We start from the raw sequence: 18302 nt of genomic DNA, 5'->3' as shown, positions 1-18302 counted from the left end.
GGCTCCGCAGGCGAAAAACGGCCGCAGCTTAGCAAACCGAGCTCATCCGGCGCTTCCCGCGCCGCATTGCGGCCTTGTTCCGGCGGCAGAGGCGGGTCGCGCGGCGGAAATCGCCTCAGGAGGGATACAGCGGCGGCAACACCGTTTCCCGCGCGACGGTCACGGTTTTCCAGCGCGGCCCGGACGCGAAAGCGCTCCGCAACGCGGCGCGCGCGGCGACCGCGTCTCCACCACCCCAGCGTGCCCGCTGCAACTGCTCGACGGCCGCTTGCTGCGCGGGATCGTCGAGCCTTGCCCGCAAGGCATCGAGGTCGGCGACCTGCGGCTGCGTCATCATGCACAACGCATCCGCGACGGTACCGAGATCGGCGGTATCGAGCAGGTGCTTCAAATCGCGCTGGCCGATGCGCGGCGCGGAAGGCGTCGCCACGCCCTGGCCGGCGTTCGCCACGGCACGACGCTGCGGCACGATGGTGACGTTGCGACGGTGCAATCCCCATCCCAGCGTCACCAGCCACAGTACCGCGAAGATCACTGTCGCCAGTGCCCACGGACGGGTATGCGCCTCCGCGCCGGGGATGCTCGTATCGCCGGCCGCCGGAGAGATCGCCGTCGCGCCCGCGGCGGAACCTCGCGGCACCGTGGAATTGGCGCCTTGTGTTCCACCGCCAACCCTCAGATTGAGATCGGGCAGCGACGCGGTGCGCGCGATGCCGGCGCTCGTATCCCACCAGACGATGCGCGGACCGGGCACGCGCAGCGTCCCGGCCTGTGCCGGCACGATCGAGAACTTGCGCGTCAGTCTGGTCTGCGGCCGTCCCTTCTCGATCGTGTCGTCGCTCTGCACGGGATCGGCGAACACCTGCGCGCCATCGATGGATGGCAACTGCAGATCAGGAAGCTGCGGGGCGTTGGCGCCATCCGCATGCACTTCGATCATCACCGTCGCCGCTTCGCCCGCACGCACGCTCTGCGGCGTATTGAGGTAACGCAATGACAATCCGCGCAGCGGCAGCCAAGGTTGCGGCGCGTTCGCGGGGATCGGGCGCACACTGAGGCGTTGCGGATTGCCGGCGGTGTTCAATTCGCGCTCGCCATCGCCGAACATATCGTCGAAGAAGCCACCCAAGCCACGCCCCTGGAAACGCGCGCCGGGCACGGTGAGCGCGCCGCTGCGCTCGGGGATCAGCAGATAGCGGCGCTCGACCACGGTGTATTGCTTGCCGCCGACCTGATCGGTGTATTGCACATCCCTGCCGACGCGCTGCAGCGATGCGCCCTCCGGCGTCGGCTGGTCGAGCTGGCCGGAAATCAGCGGGGTTTCGTAATACAGCCGCACCGTGTAGCCCACGGACTGCTGCACATACGGCGCCGGATCGTCGGCCGACGCTTCGATGAACACCGGTCCGCCCGCGCGTGCGACTCTGACCGCGGAGACGTTCAAGGCCAGCGGCTGCGTGGTGCGCGAGCCGATCCTCAATGCGGGAATGGTCAGGGCGCCTTCGCGCTTGGGTTGCAGCGCAACCGCGTACAGCATGCGCGTGCGGGTCTCGCCGTTGACGATCTCGATCTGGCGGCTGCTGGTGTTGCCGCTGATCGCGAAATCACGCCGCAGCGGCGAATAATCGGGTGAATCGACGGTCAGGTCATCGGTTTCGATGTTGAGCGTGGTGGTTTCGCCAACGGCGATGTTGTCGCGGTCGATCCACGCGCGCGTCTGCGCCTGCGCGGCCAGAACCATGCACGACAACAGCAGACATAGCAGGGATCGCAACAACCACGACAACATTCCTCTTGACATCAGCGTTCCCCGGTTTCCTGGCGGCGCTCGTATTCGAGCCGGAATTTGGCGCGCAGCAGGCCGCCCGGATCATCCGGCACGCGCCGCAGCCAAGCGTCGTTGGCCTGGCGGCGCTCGCGTTCGGCGGGCGTCTCGTCGCGTTGCTGTGCGTCTTTCGCACCGCCCTTGTTCTTCTGCTCCTGCGCCTTGCGCAGCGCTTCCTCCATGCGTGCGCGCTGCTCGGCATCGGCCTTGCGCTGCGCCTCGGCATCGTCGGGTTTCGGTTGCGATGGCGTGTCTTGAGACGGAGGTGTCGGCTGCTGCCCTTGCGGTTGCGGCTGTTGCTGACGATCGTCCTGGGACGGCTTGTCGTTCTGCGGATGATTGTTTTGTTGCTCGCCGTCCTGGGGCTTCGAGTCGGAATCGTTTTTCTGGCCGTTTTGCGGATTCGACTGCCCGTTGCCGGAATTGTTTTTCTGCTGCTTGTCCTGGTTCTTGTTCTGCTGCTGCGGCGGCGGTTTTCGCTTCATCTCTTCGAGCACGGCCTTGCGATTGGCGATCGCGTCGGCCATCGCCGGCTGTTGACGCAGGGCCTCGTCGTAAGCGGCGATCGCATCCTGATATTTGCCTGCCTGCGCGAACGCGTTGCCGCGGTTGTAGGCGGCGTCGGCGCCCGGCAAATCCTTCCAGGTGCGTTCGGCGTTGTCGTAGTCGCGCTTGCGATACGCATCCACCCCCTCGCGCATTTTCTCGTGTTGCCGCTGATCGGCGCGACGCCACAGCGTGCCATCGTCCGCCGCATGCGCGGGCTGCAGCGGCAGCCACGCCATCACCACGAACGCGGCCAGCACGCTGCCTCGACGGAAGGCCGGCAGCATCAGCAGCAGCAAGGGCAGCAGCAGCCAATAGCCGTCGTCCTTCCACACGCTCGCTTTGTCGCCTTGCAGCGATACCGCCTCGCGTCCCGCCTGCGGGCGCAACACGCCGAGGGCTTCGAGATCGCGCGCGTCCGCGCTCAATGCTTGATAGCGACCGCCACCGCCGTCGGCCAGTTCGCGCAGTGAAGCCGAATCCAGCCGCGTGCGCTCGATGCGCCCTTCCGCCGTGCGGTAGGCGCTGCCGGCTTCGCTGCCGAGGCCGAGCACCGACACGTGCATGCCCGCATCGCGTGCCTGGCGTGCCGCCTGTTGTGCTTCGGCATCGGCATGATCGGTCAGCAGCAGGATGTCGCCGCCGCCGTAACCAGCCTGCCGGATCAGTCGCGCGGACCAGGCGATCGCCGATGCCGCGTTGCTGCCCTCCACCGGCATGATGTCCGGCGTGAGCGCATCCAGGAACAACGCGAGGTTGCCCGCATCGTCGGTCAACGGCGCGACCGTGTGCGTATCGCCGGCGAAGGCCACCAGCGCCACCTGACCGCCGGCGCGCTGCTTGAGCAGCGTGGCGATCTTCGCGCGCGCCTGCAGCAGGCGCGAGGGCGGCAGATCGGCCGCGAGCGTGGCGCTGGACAGATCGAGCGCGATCACCAGCGGCGCTTCGTTCTGCAGCAAGGGCTGCTCGCTCTTGCGCCAGCTCGGACCGGCCAGCGCCAGCACCGCCAGCGCGAATGCCGCCAGCAGCGCCCACATTCCGAGAGCGCCACGAGCGCCCTCCCGTGCCGCCAGCAGATGCGGCAGCAGATGCGGATCGACCGCATCGCGCCAGACGCTGCGCTGTCGCCGCTGCCGATACCACCACCACGCCGGCAGCGGCAACGCGAGCAACGCCAACAGCCAGTAGGGCCGCAGGAAGTGCAGCGCGGAGAGTGCCTCCTGCCAAGCCGCGATGCTCATGCCGTCGCTCCCGCCAGCATCCGGCGCGGCCACGCGAACGCGAGCAGCAGGCACAGGACGGAAGCCGTCAGCGGCCACGGATAACGCTCGATCTGCGGCCTCACGCGCTTGCCCGCGCGCATCACCGGTTCGAGTTTGTCGATCTCGGCGTAGATGCCGGCGAGCTGTTCGGTGTCGCGTGCGCGGAAGGCGCGGCCACCGGTCATGTCGGCGATACGCTTCAGGCCGGCTTCGTCGATGTCATCACCGCCACCGGGCACCGGCAGGCGGAAACCGAACACCGACATCGTGCCGTCGCTGCCAAACGCAATGGTGTGGATGCGCACATGTTCGTCACGCGCGAGTTCGGCGGCCTTCATCGGATCGAGCAGGCCGGCATTGCTCACGCCGTCGGTGAGCAGGATCAGCACGCGCTGATCGGTGGGCTGCGCGCGCAGACGCTTGACGCCGAGGCCAATGGCATCGCCGATGGCGGTTTCCTGCCCGGCCAAGCCCACCACGCTGTCGACGAGCTGCTGACGAACACTTTCGCGATCGAGCGTGAGTGGCGTGAGTGCGTACGCGCGCTGTCCGAACACCAGCAGGCCGACGCGATCGCCGGCGCGGCGATCGAGGAAGTCCGCCAGCACCGCTTTCGCCGCGGTGAGGCGATCGACGACGCCGTTGCCGAGCTGCATGTCCTCTTCGGCCATGCTGCCGGACAGGTCGACGGCCAGCATCAGATCGCGCCCGGACTGCGGCGGCTGCAAGGCCTCGCCCGCCTGTTGCGGGCGCGCCGCGGCCACGCAGAGCAAAGCCCATGCCAGCCACAGCATCGGATTGGCGAATCCTGCGCGCCCGACGCCGATGCGGCCACCCGCAATCGCGTCCAGGCGCGTGCCATACGGGACTTTCAATGCCGCCGAAGCGCTGCGCTGTGCCGGCAGCAGGCGCCGCACCAGCCAGGGCAACGGCAGCGCCAGCAGCAGCCAGGGCCAGGCGAAGGAGAATTCCGGCAAGGAAAACCAGTCGCTCACTTGCGCACCGCCATCAGTTCCAGATAGCGCTTGCGTGCGAGCGGAAGCAGATCACGCACGACTTCGTCGGCGAGATCACGACGGAAACCGCCGTCGAGCAGAAGACGTCCCGGTCCTTGCGAGAAGGGTTTTTCCGCGCGGCCTTTTTTTCTCGACGGACCATCGAGAAAGGCCAGCCAGGCTTCGCCTTCGAGCTTGTCTGCCGCCGGATCGCTCCGACGCGCGGCGCGGCGCAGCAGTTCCGAAATGGCGGCGACCCGTGCGGAAGCGGCATCGTGTGCTTGCAACGCATCGTCGAACAAACGGACGGCCGCCTTGCGTCGACGCCTGCGGCGCAACCAGAGACGCGTCGACACTACGACGGCAATGATCACTACGGCGGCAACCAGCCACCAGCCCGGCGCAGGCGGCCACCACGGCGGCGCCTCGGGCTGGTGGATCTCGCGCAGGACGAGGCCGTCGGAAGACTGCATCTCAGCCGGCCCTCGTCTTGCCGAAAATCGGCAGCCACGCATCACTGGGCATCTCGCTCGACAGCACCTGCACACGGATGCCTCGCGCGGGCAGACGCGCGAGTGTGGCTTCCAGCGGCCGTACGAATTCCTGCCGCCAGCGCTGTCGCGGCGCATCGGCCGCGAGATCGAGTTCGACGCGATGTCCCGCACTCGCGAACGGCAACGTGGCACGCGGCGGCACGCGCTCCAGCGGATCGCTGAGCAGCAGCACGATCACTTCGTTGTGCATCGCCAGCGAGGGCCAGCGCTCGTCGGGAATTGCCATGATGCTGGCGGGATCGGCCAGCACCAGCAGGCGCGAGCCGGGACGCAGCACGCGCCGCGCATGATCGAGCGCGACACCGAGCCCGGCATCGCCGGCTGGCGGCTGCGCATACCAGCGCACCAGCGCATCGAGCACTCGCAATGCGCCACGCGGCCCCGAGGCTGGCGCGACCGGTGGCTCGGAACCGTTACCGCGCAACGCCGCGATGCGATCGCCGTCGCGTACCGCGGCCCACGCGGCGATGGCGCCGGCGCGCGCGGCCTGTACCGACTTGAAGCGCACGCGCGTGCCGAAGTACAGCGACGGCGCGGTGTCGGCGACGATCAGCGTGAGGCGTTCGCGTTCGGCCTGAAATAATTTTGTGTGCGGACGACCGGAGCGCGCGGTGAGCCGCCAATCGATATGTCGCGCATCATCACCAATCGTGTACTCGCGCGATTCCGCGTATTCCATGCCGCGGCCGCGCTGCGGCGACAACGCCTGTCCGCTGACGCCATGACGCCCGCGTCGCGGCGGTCGCCGTCCCTGCGCGGCGGCGCGCAAGGCGACGAGTTCGGCCAGCGTCGGCGTGATGCCGTTGCCGAGCGCGACGGAATGGGCAACCGGTTGCATGCTCATGCGGGGATGATGGGCGGCAAGATGGCGAGCGCGATCGAGGCCGCGCCTTACGGCAACGGCACCTTGTCCAGCAGCGCCCGCACCAACCGCTCGCCGTCCCAGCCTTCCGCGGTTGCTTCGTAGCTCGGCAGCACGCGATGGCGCAGCACGTCCGGCGCGATGGCGCGCACGTCATCGGGGGTGACGAAGTCGCGGCCGCCCAGCCAGGCGCGTGCGCGCGCGCAACGCTCCAGCGCGATCGATCCGCGCGGGCTGGCGCCCCAACCGATGCGGCGCGCGAGGTCGGCGTCGTAGCGCCGCGCATCGCGCGAGGCCAGCACCAGTTCGACCAGATAACGTTCCACCTGCGGCGCGACGTGCAGATCGAGCACGGCGTTGCGCGCGGCGAACACGTCCGCGGGCACGATCTTGGTCGCCGGCGCGCGCGCGGGCTGCTGCGCCTGACGCGCGCGCTCGCGAGCCAGCCGCAGGATCTCGCTTTCGGCCGCGGCTTCCGGATAGCCGATGCGCACGTACATCAGGAAACGGTCGAGCTGCGCTTCCGGCAGCGGGAAAGTGCCTTCCTGCTCGATCGGATTCTGCGTGGCCATCACCAGGAACAACGGCGATAGGCCGTAGGTCTGGCGGCCGACGGTCACCTGGCGCTCGCCCATCGCTTCCAGCAGCGCCGATTGCACCTTCGCAGGCGCGCGGTTGATCTCGTCGGCGAGCAGCACGGAGTGGAAGATCGGTCCCGGCTGGAATTCGAAGTGCCCGTCCTGCGGGCGCCAGACCTCGGTGCCGGTGAGATCGGCCGGCAGCAGGTCGGGCGTGAACTGCACACGGGCGAAATCGGCCTCGATGCGCGAGGACAACGCACGGATGGCGGTAGTCTTGGCGAGGCCGGGCGCGCCTTCGACCAGCAGATGCCCGTCGGCCAGCAACGCGATCAGCAGGCGCTCGATGAGCGCGGCCTGGCCGACGATCTCGTGGCTGAGATCCTCGCGCAAGGCATGGAACAGGCCGTGGAGGCGCGAAAGGTCCGAGGGTTGGTCGTTTTTGGGGACGTCGTACGAGGCAGCGGTATCCATGGCGTTACGGGCAGCGGCGCGGGTTGGCGTCAGGCCGAGTTTGACTGATTCAGCGGCCTCTGGTTCCTGCCGGTCCTTCGTCCGTTAAGGAAACCTCGACACGAAAACGCGAACGGGGCCCGCAGGCCCCGTCCGGTCGGCTGTCGCCGTGATCAATTGCGCTGAGCGACTTTCAGCACCTTCGGCGTGACGAAGATCAGCAGCTCGGCCTTCTGCTTGCTGCGGCCCTTCTTGCGGAACAGGTTGCCGAGGATCGGCAGATCGCCGAGGAACGGCACCTTGGTCACGTCGCTGCGGTCGTTGAACTCGTAGACGCCACCGATGACCACCGTCTGGCCGTCTTCGACCAGCACCGCGGTGTTGATCGAGCGCTTGGCCAGGTTCGGCACCGAGCCGAGGCCGGCGATGGTGGTGTAGTCGGCGATCTCGTCCTTCTTCATCGCCATGGCCAGGAACACGCGGCCGTCATTGGTGATGGTGGGCGTGACCTTCAGTTCGAGCACGGCGTCCTTGAACTGCACCGTCGGCACGTTGGCATTCTGGCCGGTGACGGTGATGTAGCCGATCTCGCGGCCCTGGGTGATGACCGCTTCACGCTGGTTGCTGGTCACCACGCGCGGGTTGGAGACCACTTCGCCACGCTGTTCCTGCTGCAGCGCCGACAGCTCGATGTCGAGCAGGTAGCCGGCGTTGAGGATCGACAGGGCGAGCGCGCCGGCGGCGTTGGTGACCGGCAGGTTGACGTTCAAGCCGCGAGTCAGCGTGCGCAGCGGGCCAAGCGGTGCCTGCGGCTCGGGGCCGGTTCCACCCCCCCGTTCCCAGGCATCGTGCGCTGCCGTGTAGTCCTGAAGCGACTGGTTGTATTCCCGTTGCGCAGTGGCCTCGGCATTGATGTTGTTGATGTTGGCGCCGAGATCGCCGCTGAAATACTTGTCGCCCTTCATGTTGCTGCCGCTGATGCCGAACTTGGCACCGAGCTCGCGCGCGAAGGACTCGTTGGCGATCACGATCCGGGCCTCGATCACCACCTGATCGACCGGGCGGTCGAGCTGGCTGACAAGATTCTTCACGTTCTGCACGCGCTGCGGGATGTCGATCACCAGCAGCGTGTTGGTGCGGCGGTCGAAGCTGATGCTGCCGCGCGCGGACAGGAAGCCGCGGCTCTGGGCGCCACCGCCACCACTGCCGCTCTTGCTTTCCTCGGTCAGCAGCTTGGCGATGTCCTCGGCGTTGGCGTAGTTGACCGGGATGTACTCGGTCACCGTCTCGGCACGCTCCTCGATGGCGATGCGCGCGTCGGCCCTGGCCTGTTCGGCGCTGGCGATCTCCGCCTGCGGCGCCACCCAGATCACGTTGCCGCTACGGCGCTTGTCCAGCCCCTTGGCCTGCAAGACGATGTCCAGCGCCTGATCCCACGGCACGTTGTCCAGGCGCAGGGTCATGTCGCCCTGCACGGTGTCGGAGGCCACGATGTTGAGATGGGCTTCGTCGGCGATGATCTTCAGCACCGTTCTGACGGCGATGCTCTGGAAATCGAAGGTGACGGGACGACCCGTGTACATGCGCGTGGCTTCACCGGCCGTCGCCTGCGCGCCGGCGGCGGTGCTAGTGGTCGTCGCACCAACGGCACGACCCGTGGGCGCGGACGCCGCGGCACGCGGCACGATCTCGACCACGTAGTCGCGACCGGTCTGATAGGCCATCGGCTCGAACGTGCCCTGCGTTGCCAGCACGATGCGCGAACCGGTACCGACCTGGTTGGCGTCGATACGCTGCACGGGCGTGGCGAAGTCGGTGACGTTGAGTGGCTTCTGCAGCGCCGGTGCCAGATTGGCGTTGCCGACGTCGATCACCACGCTGGAACCTTGCGTGCGCATGTCCGGCATCGCGCCGTCACCGCTGAAACGCATGATCAGCTTGCCGGAGCCGCCGTCACCGCGCTTGAAGTCCAGATTGGAAATCGAAACGCCGCCCGGAAGTCGCTTGGCAGGATCGACGCCAGCGGTCGCGGCGACGCTCTGTGCGGAAGCAGGGATCGCAGTGGCACCGTCGATAGGGGCTGCATGGACGGCACCGAAGGCCGCCAACAGGCCCGCGGCGAGCCCTACGGTGCCCGCGCGCAATACCGAGGCACGACCCCGATGCGAGTCTAACTGTCTTTTAACAAACATCTGATCTCCCCTAGTCACTTGTCTTCGAGCGCGACCGACGCCGGCCTTTCAAGCCAGCCCCCTGCACCGTCGGGCACCAATTCAACGAGTTCGATCTTGTCCTTGCTGACCGATGTTACACGACCATCGTTTTGGCCAATGTACATGCCTGACTGCACGCGATAGACGACCTTGTCAGGCGCCTGCACCAGAGCGACAAGGCCACCGGCCTGGATCGTACCCACCATGTCGAGCGTATCCAGCGGAAATTGCTCCAGTGGCTGCTTGCGGCGATGCGAGTCCGGACGCGGACCACTTCCCGTGTCTTCGTCGGTGAAGGCATCGCTAAACGGATCGCGCAGCCCCTGCGCGGCGTATTCAAAGGTCTCGAACTGCTGCATCACCGGCAAGGGATCCAGCGGCGGCGCCGGCTTGGCCTTGATCTCGGCGACCCATTCCTCGAGGTTCGGCGCATCGCCGGGCGTGCTGGTGATGCCGCGGCCACAGCCGGTCAGCGCCAGGACAACGGCAAACAGTGCGAGGGAACGCGAAGTGACGATCATGCGCATGTCAGCTCTCCCCTCCGGCAGCGGCCTTGGGCTTCTTCTTGCCCTTGTTCTCCTTGGCGGCGGCATCGGCGGCGGCCTTTTCCTGCTCGGCCACTTCCTGCTCGTCGAGGTAGCGATAGGTCTTCACGGTACCGGCGAGCTTCAGGCTGCCGTCCGGGCGCAGCGATGCGAGTGGATCCTTGTCCGCATTCACGGGTTTCAGGGAGATGTTGTGCATCGTCATGATGACCACGCGCGGCAACGAAGCCACGCCGCTGACGAAGGCGCCGAACTGGTGATAGGTCCCCACCATTTCCAGGTCGATGGGCTTCTCGGCGTAGAACTCCTTCAACGTCTCGGGCTGGGGCCGGAACAGCTCGTTGCGGATGCCGGTGGCCAGCGCCGTCTGCGAGATGTCGGTGATCAGGTCGGGCATCTCGGTCTTGCTGGGCAGCTGACGCAGCATCTGCTGCAACTGCTGCTCCATCTGTGCCAACTGCTGCTTCAGCGGCTCGAGATTGGCGGCGCGGCCCTGATCCTTCTGGAACTTGGCGCGCAGCTCGGTTTCCTTGTTCTCCAACCCCTTCAGCACATCGCCCTTGTCGCTGGTCAGCAACCACCACATCAGGCCGAAGATGATCAGGGCGATGAGCGCGCAGAACCCCATCTGGTAGGTCCGCGGCCACGATCCGATGCTGTTGATGTCCAGCTGTTTGAGCGACACCTTTTTCTGGCTCATGGCGTGGCTCCCGCGGCAGGCTTGGCGTCGGTCGGCTTGGCGGCGGCAGGCGCCGCTGGTGGCGCGGCCGGCTGCGTGCCGGCGGCCGGCGTCGTGCCCGTGGCACCGACCGCACCGGGCGTCTGCTCTGGTGGCGGCGCATCGGGAATGCCGTCGCCGTCCTCGTCACGCGGCGCGTTGGGATTCGCGGTCGTCACCGCCAGGGTGAAGACGTAAGGCAGGCCCTTCACCGCACCCTTGGCCTGGATCACGGACAGATCCGGCTTGGTCATCCAACCGGAATTTTCCAGATTGCGCATGTAATTGCTCACGCGCGCATTGGACTGCGAGCGACCTTCCAGGGTGAGCTTCTCGCCCTCCTGCTTGATCGAGGTCAGCACCACGCCGTCGGGAATCGTGCGCACCAGCGAATCGAACAGATGCACCATCTTCGAGCGGTCGGACTGCAGCTTCTCGATGATCTCCTTGCGCTTGAGCAGCCGCGCCTTCTTCTCGTCGAGCTGCTTGATCTCCTCGATCTGCTTCTGCACTTCCTTGATCCGCGCCTCCATGTAGGCGTTGCGCGCGTTCTGGCCGTCGATCTGGTTGTTGTAGTAGGTGTTCACCAGGAACCAGAGGAACACGCCGCCCAGGGCGAAGAGCCCGAGCATGATCATGAATTCCTTCTGGCGCTGCTTGCGGCGTTCCGCCCGCCACGGCAACAAATTGATCCGCGCCATCAGTCAAAGCTCCTCAGGGCCAGGCCCACCGCGATCATCAGCGCCGGCGCATCCTGCTGCAGCATGTGTGCCTGCACGCGCGCGCCCAACGTCATCTGCGCCATCGGATTGGCGACCACGGTCGGGACACCGAGTTGTTCCACCACCATCTCGGCGACGCCGGGAATGGAGGCGCATCCGCCGGCCAGCACGATCTGGTCGACGCGATTGAACTCGCTGCCCGCATAGAAGAACTGCAGCAGACGTCCGATCTGCTGCACCAGCGTTTCCTTGAAGGGTTCCAGCACTTCGATGGCGTAGCTTTCCGGCAGGCCGCCCTGGCGCTTGGCAAGCGCGGCGTCCTCGTAGCTCAGCCCGTAGCGGCGCATCACCTCGTCGGTGAGCTGCTTGCCGCCGAACATCTGTTCGCGGCTGTACAGGCTGCGGCCGTTGCGCAGAATGCTCAGCGTGGTCGTGCTCGCGCCGATGTCGACCAGCGCCACCAGGCCGCCATGCGGCAGGTTGAGCGAGTGCGACACCAGCGCGAAGGCGTTCTCGATCGCGAGCGCCTCCACATCCATCACCTTCGCCGAGAGCCCGCCGAGTTCGAGCGCCGAAGCGCGCAGCTCGACATTCTCCGAACGCGACGCGGCCAGCAGCACCTGCACCATCTCGTTGTTGCCGGGCATCGCGCCGAGCACTTCGTAATCGAGGTTCACTTCCTCGATCGGATACGGGATGTAGTTGGCGGCTTCGAGCTCGACCTGCGATTCCAGCTCGTCGTCGTCGAGATCGGCCGGCATCGGAATGATCTTGGTGATCACCGCCGATCCCGCCACGGCGGCGGCGGCATGCTTGGCGCGGCTGCCCGAACGCGTCAGCGCGCGCCGGACGGCACCCGCGACCGCGTCGACCTCGACGATGTTCTTCTCCACCACCGCGTTCGCGGGCAGCGGCTCGATGGCGTAGTGCTCGACCCGATAACGCTCGCCCGCACGCGACAATTGCACCAGCTTTACAGCCGTCGAGCTGATATCGACCCCGACCAGCGGGACCTGGCTCTTAGTAAGTAACCCCACGATCTCTCCCCATTTCACGGGCGCGCATAGCGCTTCTCGTGCCCCAGCGTCATTAGATAACGGACTTTTCACTGCCTGGCAACCGCCAAGTTGTCAGAGCGTGTCGCAATGCCCGCATTTTTGGTCGCACAAGCGACGTGAAGCGTTCGTTTACGACCGACATGCAACTGTCATGCCAAAAATCGACGCATCGGGTCGCCACGCCCACTTTCTAAGGCGTTTCGCGGTGTGACGGGCGTGACGCGGCCGGAAACGCTTACCGGGAGGCGCCCCCGCCCCCATTCCGGGGCCGATCAGGCCGGTCCTCTATACTTCCGCGGCCACGACAACCTCGTTACACACCCCAGGGACCCGCTTGATGTCACGCTTTCGCCGCCTGTTGCGCTGGACACTGATCGTTTGCGTCGCCGCGATCATCCTGGGAGGACTGGCACTCGGTACGCTCTACGTCGTCGTGTCCTCGCGCCTGCCGGACGTGCAGACGCTGCGCCACATCGAGTTGCAGGAACCGATGTACGTCTACGCGCGCGACGGCCGCCTGATGGCGCTGTTCGGCGAGACCCGGCGCTATCCCATCGCCATCGAGAAAGTGCCCAAGCGTGTGAAGGACGCCTTCATCGCGATCGAGGACAGCCGCTTCTACCAGCACCACGGCGTCGACTACAAAGGCGTGGGACGCGCCATCTGGCTGCTCGCCACCACCAACGACCAGCGCGTGCCCGGCGGCTCGACCATCACCCAGCAGGTGGCGCGGCAGTTCTTCCTCAGCTCCGAATACAGCTACATGCGCAAGCTGCAGGAAATGCTGCTGGCGATGAAGATGGAGCGCGAGCTGACCAAGGACGAGATCCTCGAGCTGTACCTCAACAAGAGCTTCTTCGGCAATCGCGCCTACGGCGTCGCCGCGGCATCGGAGTACTACTACGGCAGGCCGCTGGACCAGCTCAGCCTGGACGAGATCGCCACCCTGGCCGGTACGCCGAAGTTCCCCTCCAGCGGCAATCCCATCAGCAATCCCGAGCGCAACAAGCTGCGTCGCGACTACATCCTCGACCGCATGGCCGAACTCGGCTACGCCGGTGCCGATGAAGTCGCGCAGGCCAAGACCGCGGCGATGCACGCCACGCCGCACGAGCGGCCGGTGGAGGTCTACTCGCCTTACGTCGCGGAAATGGTGCGGCAGGAGATGCTCGCCCGTTACGGCGGCGAGGCGCTCACCAAGGGCTATCACGTCACCACCACCATCGACCCCGTGATGCAGGCCGCCGCCGACAAGGCGATCCGCGATGGCCTGGAGACCTACGACCACCGTCACGGCTGGCGCAAGGTCGAGCAGCACTTCGACCTGGCCGCGAACGAGGACGCCACCGCCGCGGCCGCGCGCCTGCGCGGGATCGCATCGCAGGGCGGCCTGTATCCGGCGGTGGTTCTGCGCAGCGGCGGCGGCACCGCCGACCTCGTCCTCGCCGACGGCACCACACTGACGCTGGATGCGGCCAGCAGCCGCTGGACCGGACGCGCGCCCTCGGCCCTGCTCGTGCGCGGCGACCTCGCGCGCGTGCGCAAGATCGAGACGCCGGTGAAGACCGCGACGCCACCGGCCGGCAACGACAAGACCGGCGCCACCGACGCGCCGCAGCCGCCGCCGGCGGTCACGGTGAGCTGGCGCCTCGACCAGCTGCCGCTGGCGCAGGCGACGCTGGTGTCGCTGGAACCCGACACCGGCGCCCTGCGTGCCCTGGTCGGTGGTTTCAGCTTCGCCGGCAGCAAGTTCAACCGCGCCACGCAATCGCGACGCCAGCCCGGCTCGAGCTTCAAGCCCTTCCTCTACGCCGCTTCCTTCGAGCGCGGCTACAACCCCGCCTCGATCGTGCTCGATGCACCGGTCGTGTTCCGCATGCGCCGCGGCCAGATGTGGCGTCCGCAGAACGACACCGGCAACTTCGCCGGCCCGATGCGCCTGCGCGAAGCCCTGGTGCAGTCGCGCAATCTCGTTTCGGTGCGCCTGCTCGATGCCATCGGCGTCGACTACGCGCGCCGCTACATCAGCCACTTCGGCATCGACGAGGCGCTGCTGCCGCCCAACCTGTCGATGTCGCTCGGCACCGCCTCGCTGCCGACCATCGATGTCGCGCGCGGCTACGCCGTGTTCGCCAACGGCGGCTTCCGCATCACTCCCTGGTTCATCGACGAAGTGAAGGACCGCGACGGCAAGGTCATCTTCAAGGAGAAGCCGCCGACCGCCTGCCGTAGCTGCAGCCAGGCCGCGGGCGAACAGGGCATCCAGGTTTCCAACGTCGTCGACGGCTTCAATCTCGGCCCCGGCGCATCGCCACCCGCGCCCACCGACAAGAGCGTCGCCGGCAAGGACAAGAACGGCAAAGACAAGAAGGACGCCAAGGCCGAAGCGGACACCGCGCCGCTCGCACCGCCGCCTCCGCCCGGCACGCCACTCGCGCCGCGCGCCATCGACGAACGCGTCGCCTATCAATTGGTCTCGATGATGCGCGATGTGGTCCAGCGCGGCACCGGTACCGCCGCCAAGGTGCTCGGACGCGAGGACGTCGGCGGCAAGACCGGCTCCACCAACGACCACCGCGACGCCTGGTTCTCCGGCTTCGGCGGCAATCTCGTCACCACCGTCTGGGTGGGACGCGACGACTTCCGTTCGCTCGGCTACCGCGAATACGGCGGCAAGGCCGCCCTGCCGATCTGGATCGACTACATGCGCGTGGCGCTGAAGGACGTGCCGATCGCGCGCAACGATCCGCCGCAGGGCATGGTCAAGGTCACCGTCGCCGGCAACGGCACGCTGATCCCGGGCGGCAGCGGCGGCATCGTCGAATGGGTCAAGGCCGAAGACCTCGAACGCATGGAAACCTACACCAACGAAGACGTCGAGCAGGCGCCGGACGAGAAATCCTTCGACATCTTCTGAGCCGCTGAGTTCCCGCGGGTGAATTCCTGCGAGGAGCCGGCCCATTCTTCCGGCATCGCCGACCGATGCCGGTTGTGTCTATCTGTCTCGTTTCCTAACGCCCGATTCGTCATTTCGACCGGGACGTTTGGTAGACATGCATAAAACTTCGTGTACAGTCCGGCGAGGCTTGATCCGGGAGCATGCGATGCACCACGCCCGTCAGCACGCCGAGACACGAACCCGCGAACGTCGCCGCCGTCTCGCTCATGAAGCCGCGCGCCTGATGGCCGAAGGCGGTATTCGCGACTATCACCAAGCCAAGCTCAAGGCCGCCAGCCGCCTCGGCATCCACGACGACGCCTCGCTACCACGCAATCGCGAGATCGAGGATGCGCTGCGCGAATATCAGCGCCTGTTTGTCGGCGGCGCTCATCGCGATGCCCTGCGCGCGCGCCGCGATGCCGCGCTGCGCGCGCTGGAATTCTTCGCCGCCTTCGATGCCCGCCTCGTCGGCCCGGTGCTCGAGGGCACCGCCGATGCCAACGCGCCGGTCGCATTGCAGCTCTACACCGACGATGCCGAAGCGGTCGTGCGCTTCCTCGAAGAGCATCGCATTCCCGCCGACAGCCGCAACCGCCGCCTGCGCCTGGATCGTTCGCGCGAAGGCGATTTTCCGGTCTGGGTGTTCAGCGCCGAGGAGTTCTCTTTCGATCTCACCGTGCTGCCCGCCGACGCGCTGCGGCAGGCACCGTTGTCGGGCGTCGACGAGAAACCGATGAAACGCGCGTCCGCCTCGCAGTTGCGGCAGATGCTGACCGAGGAAGAGATCGCCGCCTACGAAGCATAGGCGGCGTGTCGTATCCGCATCGTTTGTTCGCACGATGATGCGCGGACGCGATCGCGCGCATCCACGCGCGTCAGGCCGAGGATCAGGTTCAAGCGGTCGTCGGACGCCGCTCGAAACCGAAGACGTTGAGTTCGATCACCACGAACGCCACCAGCCACAGCAACGCATCCCAGGCGTCCAGCCAGACGGCCGCGCTGCCATCGCCGACACCACGCACGAACCAGATGAGTAGAAAACCGGCCAACGCCAGATACAGCAAGCCGGTCGCCCAACGCCGGAACGCGTGCGCGAGCGGGCGTTGCGGCGAAATGCGCACTTCCAGCTCCAGCAACGCCACCACCCCGAGCCAGGTCAGGGCATTGCCGAAGTCCAGCCATTCCCGCGCCAGGGCGTAATCGAAACAGGCCCAGACCACCGCGGCGGCGGCGGGAATGCGCAACCCATGCAACCATCGCCGCAACCGCGGCGAGGTTCGCCAGTCACCCGTCTCCCATTCGAACAGGAGCAGCAACACGACCCAGGCACCGGTATCGATCTGCTCGGTCACGGTGCCGTGCATGCCGTAGAGCATGACGTTCCCGGCGAGCAGAACGTAGACCAACCACTTGAACGCGACGAAGCCGCGCAGCGAATGCCGCCCGGACGACGCCGCGTCGTTCACACGCTCAGCGCTTGTCGATACCGACGTAATCGCGCACGTCGTGGCCGGTGTAGATCTGGCGCGGACGGCCGATCTTCGCTTCCGGATCGACCTGCTGTTCCAGCCAATGCGCCACCCAGCCGGCGGTGCGGGCGATGGCGAACATGACCGTGAACATCTCGGTCGGAATCTTCAGCGCCTTGTAGATGATGCCGCTGTAGAAATCGACGTTCGGGTAGAGCTTGCGCTGGATGAAGTACTCGTCCTTCAGCGCCGCCTCTTCCAGCTTCAGCGCCACTTCCAGCAACGGATCGTTGACGCCGAGTTCGCCCAGCACCTTGTGCGTCATCTCGCGGATGATCTTGGCGCGCGGATCGAAGTTCTTGTAGACGCGATGGCCGAAGCCCATCAGGCGGAAGCCGGATTCCTTGTCCTTGGCCTTGGCTACCGCGCTCTCGACGTTCTTGGCGTCGCCGATTTCGGCCAGCATCTTCAGCACCGCTTCGTTGGCGCCGCCGTGCGCCGGGCCCCACAGCGCGGCGATGCCGGCGGCGACCGAAGCGTAGGGATTGGCGCCGGTGGAACCGACCAGGCGCACGGTCGAGGTCGAGGCGTTCTGCTCGTGATCGGCGTGCAGGATGAACAGCAGATCCAGCGCCTTGGCGACCACCGGGTTCAGCTGCAACGGCTCGCTCGGCACCTCGAACATCATGTGCAGGAAGCGGTCGACGTATTCGAGGTTGTTGCGCGGATAACGGACCGGCCAGCCGATCGAATAACGGTAGGCGGCCGCGGCGATCGTCGGCACCTTGGCGATCAGGCGGATCGCGGCCAGGCGGCGCTGCTCGGGATCATTGAGATCGAGCGTGTCGTGATAGAACGCCGACAGCGAGGCCACCGAGGCGCACAGGATCGCCATCGGATGCGCGTCGTAATGGAAACCGTGCAGGAAGTTCTTCAGCGACTCGTGCATCATCGTGTGATGCGTGACTTCGTCGTCGAAGGCGGCGAATTGCGCCTTGTCCGGCAGTTCGCCGTTCATCAGCAGATAGGCGACTTCGAGGAAGCTGGAATCCTTCGCAAGCTGCTCGATGGGGTAGCCGCGATACAGCAGCACGCCGTTGTCGCCGTCGATGTAGGTGATGGCGGACTTGCAGCTCGCCGTCGCCGTGAAGCCGGAGTCGTAGGTGAACAACCCCGTCTCCTTGGTGAGCTTGGCGATGTCGACACAGCCGTTGCCCAGCGTCGGTTTCAGCACCGGCAATTCGACCGACTTGTCGCCGGCGTTCAACGTGACCTGATCGATGGTTGACACTGCAACACTCCTCAGAACATGCCGTTTTCACAGCCGCGCTGCCTGGGCAGCGCTGGTGGATGGGATCGGCGGTCGAAGCCGGCGGCTTGCCGCGATGCAGCAATTATCGCATAGCGCGATTGGAGTCCCGACTCGATCCCGCCGGGTGGTGCGCGATGCAGCGTTGCGCCTGGCGAACGGTGGGGTTCATGGGCCGCAGCGCCACATTTTCTCGCCGCATCATGCGACCGTCACACGCCCATGACCCGCAAGGCGGCAGGAATTCATGGC

Annotated in this window: 15 protein-coding genes; 2 read left to right on the top strand and 13 right to left on the bottom strand. The window is 66.4% G+C overall.

Annotated elements, in window-relative coordinates:
• Window positions 1-115: 115 nt before the first annotated feature.
• The 11 genes from LG367_RS04405 to LG367_RS04355 form a co-directional block, all read right to left on the bottom strand.
• Complete coding sequence (locus LG367_RS04405) at window positions 116-1801, bottom strand: BatD family protein (protein WP_226468018.1); 1686 nt, start codon at window positions 1799-1801, stop codon at window positions 116-118.
• Window positions 1801-3612 (bottom strand): VWA domain-containing protein, encoded by a 1812-nt coding sequence (locus LG367_RS04400; RefSeq protein WP_226468017.1) that lies wholly within the window; start codon window positions 3610-3612, stop codon window positions 1801-1803. Before LG367_RS04400 ends, LG367_RS04405 begins: the two co-directional genes overlap by 1 nt.
• Complete coding sequence (locus tag LG367_RS04395) at window positions 3609-4628, bottom strand: vWA domain-containing protein (protein WP_226468016.1); 1020 nt, start codon at window positions 4626-4628, stop codon at window positions 3609-3611. Before LG367_RS04395 ends, LG367_RS04400 begins: the two co-directional genes overlap by 4 nt.
• A complete protein-coding gene (locus tag LG367_RS04390; protein WP_226468015.1) occupies window positions 4625-5101 on the bottom strand; it encodes a DUF4381 family protein in 477 nt (158 codons plus the stop codon). Before LG367_RS04390 ends, LG367_RS04395 begins: the two co-directional genes overlap by 4 nt.
• Before the next feature lies 1 nt (window position 5102).
• Window positions 5103-6026 (bottom strand): DUF58 domain-containing protein, encoded by a 924-nt coding sequence (locus LG367_RS04385; RefSeq protein WP_226468014.1) that lies wholly within the window; start codon window positions 6024-6026, stop codon window positions 5103-5105.
• Window positions 6027-6073: 47 nt separating this feature from the next.
• A complete protein-coding gene (locus LG367_RS04380; protein ID WP_226468013.1) occupies window positions 6074-7096 on the bottom strand; it encodes an AAA family ATPase in 1023 nt (340 codons plus the stop codon).
• A gap of 152 nt (window positions 7097-7248) precedes the next feature.
• Complete coding sequence (locus LG367_RS04375) at window positions 7249-9267, bottom strand: type IV pilus secretin PilQ (RefSeq protein WP_226468012.1); 2019 nt, start codon at window positions 9265-9267, stop codon at window positions 7249-7251.
• A 14-nt stretch (window positions 9268-9281) separates the two neighbouring features.
• On the bottom strand, window positions 9282-9815 hold the full coding sequence (locus tag LG367_RS04370; RefSeq protein WP_425490907.1) for a pilus assembly protein PilP: 534 nt from the start codon (window positions 9813-9815) through the stop codon (window positions 9282-9284).
• Between the two features lies 1 nt (window position 9816).
• Window positions 9817-10533 (bottom strand): type IV pilus inner membrane component PilO, encoded by a 717-nt coding sequence (locus LG367_RS04365; RefSeq protein WP_226468011.1) that lies wholly within the window; start codon window positions 10531-10533, stop codon window positions 9817-9819.
• Entirely contained in the window at window positions 10530-11252 is a 723-nt protein-coding gene (locus LG367_RS04360) for a PilN domain-containing protein (RefSeq protein WP_226468010.1), read from the bottom strand. The genes LG367_RS04365 and LG367_RS04360 overlap by 4 nt, the downstream gene beginning before the upstream one ends.
• Window positions 11252-12310, bottom strand: coding sequence for a pilus assembly protein PilM (locus LG367_RS04355; protein ID WP_226468009.1), 1059 nt, complete (start codon window positions 12308-12310; stop codon window positions 11252-11254). The genes LG367_RS04360 and LG367_RS04355 overlap by 1 nt, the downstream gene beginning before the upstream one ends.
• A gap of 358 nt (window positions 12311-12668) precedes the next feature.
• Here LG367_RS04355 and LG367_RS04350 point away from each other — a divergent pair, with 358 nt between their 5' ends.
• Together LG367_RS04350 and LG367_RS04345 are read left to right on the top strand one after the other, a co-directional pair.
• On the top strand, window positions 12669-15248 hold the full coding sequence (locus LG367_RS04350; protein WP_226468008.1) for a penicillin-binding protein 1A: 2580 nt from the start codon (window positions 12669-12671) through the stop codon (window positions 15246-15248).
• Window positions 15249-15435: 187 nt separating this feature from the next.
• A complete protein-coding gene (locus LG367_RS04345) occupies window positions 15436-16077 on the top strand; it encodes a hypothetical protein (protein ID WP_226468007.1) in 642 nt (213 codons plus the stop codon).
• Between the two features lie 88 nt (window positions 16078-16165).
• Here LG367_RS04345 and LG367_RS04340 read toward each other — a convergent pair whose 3' ends face one another.
• Both LG367_RS04340 and LG367_RS04335 read right to left on the bottom strand, forming a co-directional pair.
• Window positions 16166-16738: a hypothetical protein gene (locus LG367_RS04340; RefSeq protein ID WP_226468006.1), complete on the bottom strand. Its 573-nt coding sequence runs from the start codon at window positions 16736-16738 to the stop codon at window positions 16166-16168.
• 4 nt (window positions 16739-16742) lie between these two features.
• The gene (locus tag LG367_RS04335) at window positions 16743-18032 is read right to left on the bottom strand and encodes a citrate synthase (protein WP_226468005.1); all 1290 of its coding nucleotides are present in this window, start codon (window positions 18030-18032) and stop codon (window positions 16743-16745) included.
• Window positions 18033-18302: the final 270 nt, after the last annotated feature.

The sequence above is a fragment of the Luteimonas panaciterrae genome, from assembly GCF_020511115.1.
Lineage (GTDB): Bacteria > Pseudomonadota > Gammaproteobacteria > Xanthomonadales > Xanthomonadaceae > Luteimonas > Luteimonas panaciterrae.
This window is presented reverse-complemented; position numbering and strand designations above follow the sequence as displayed.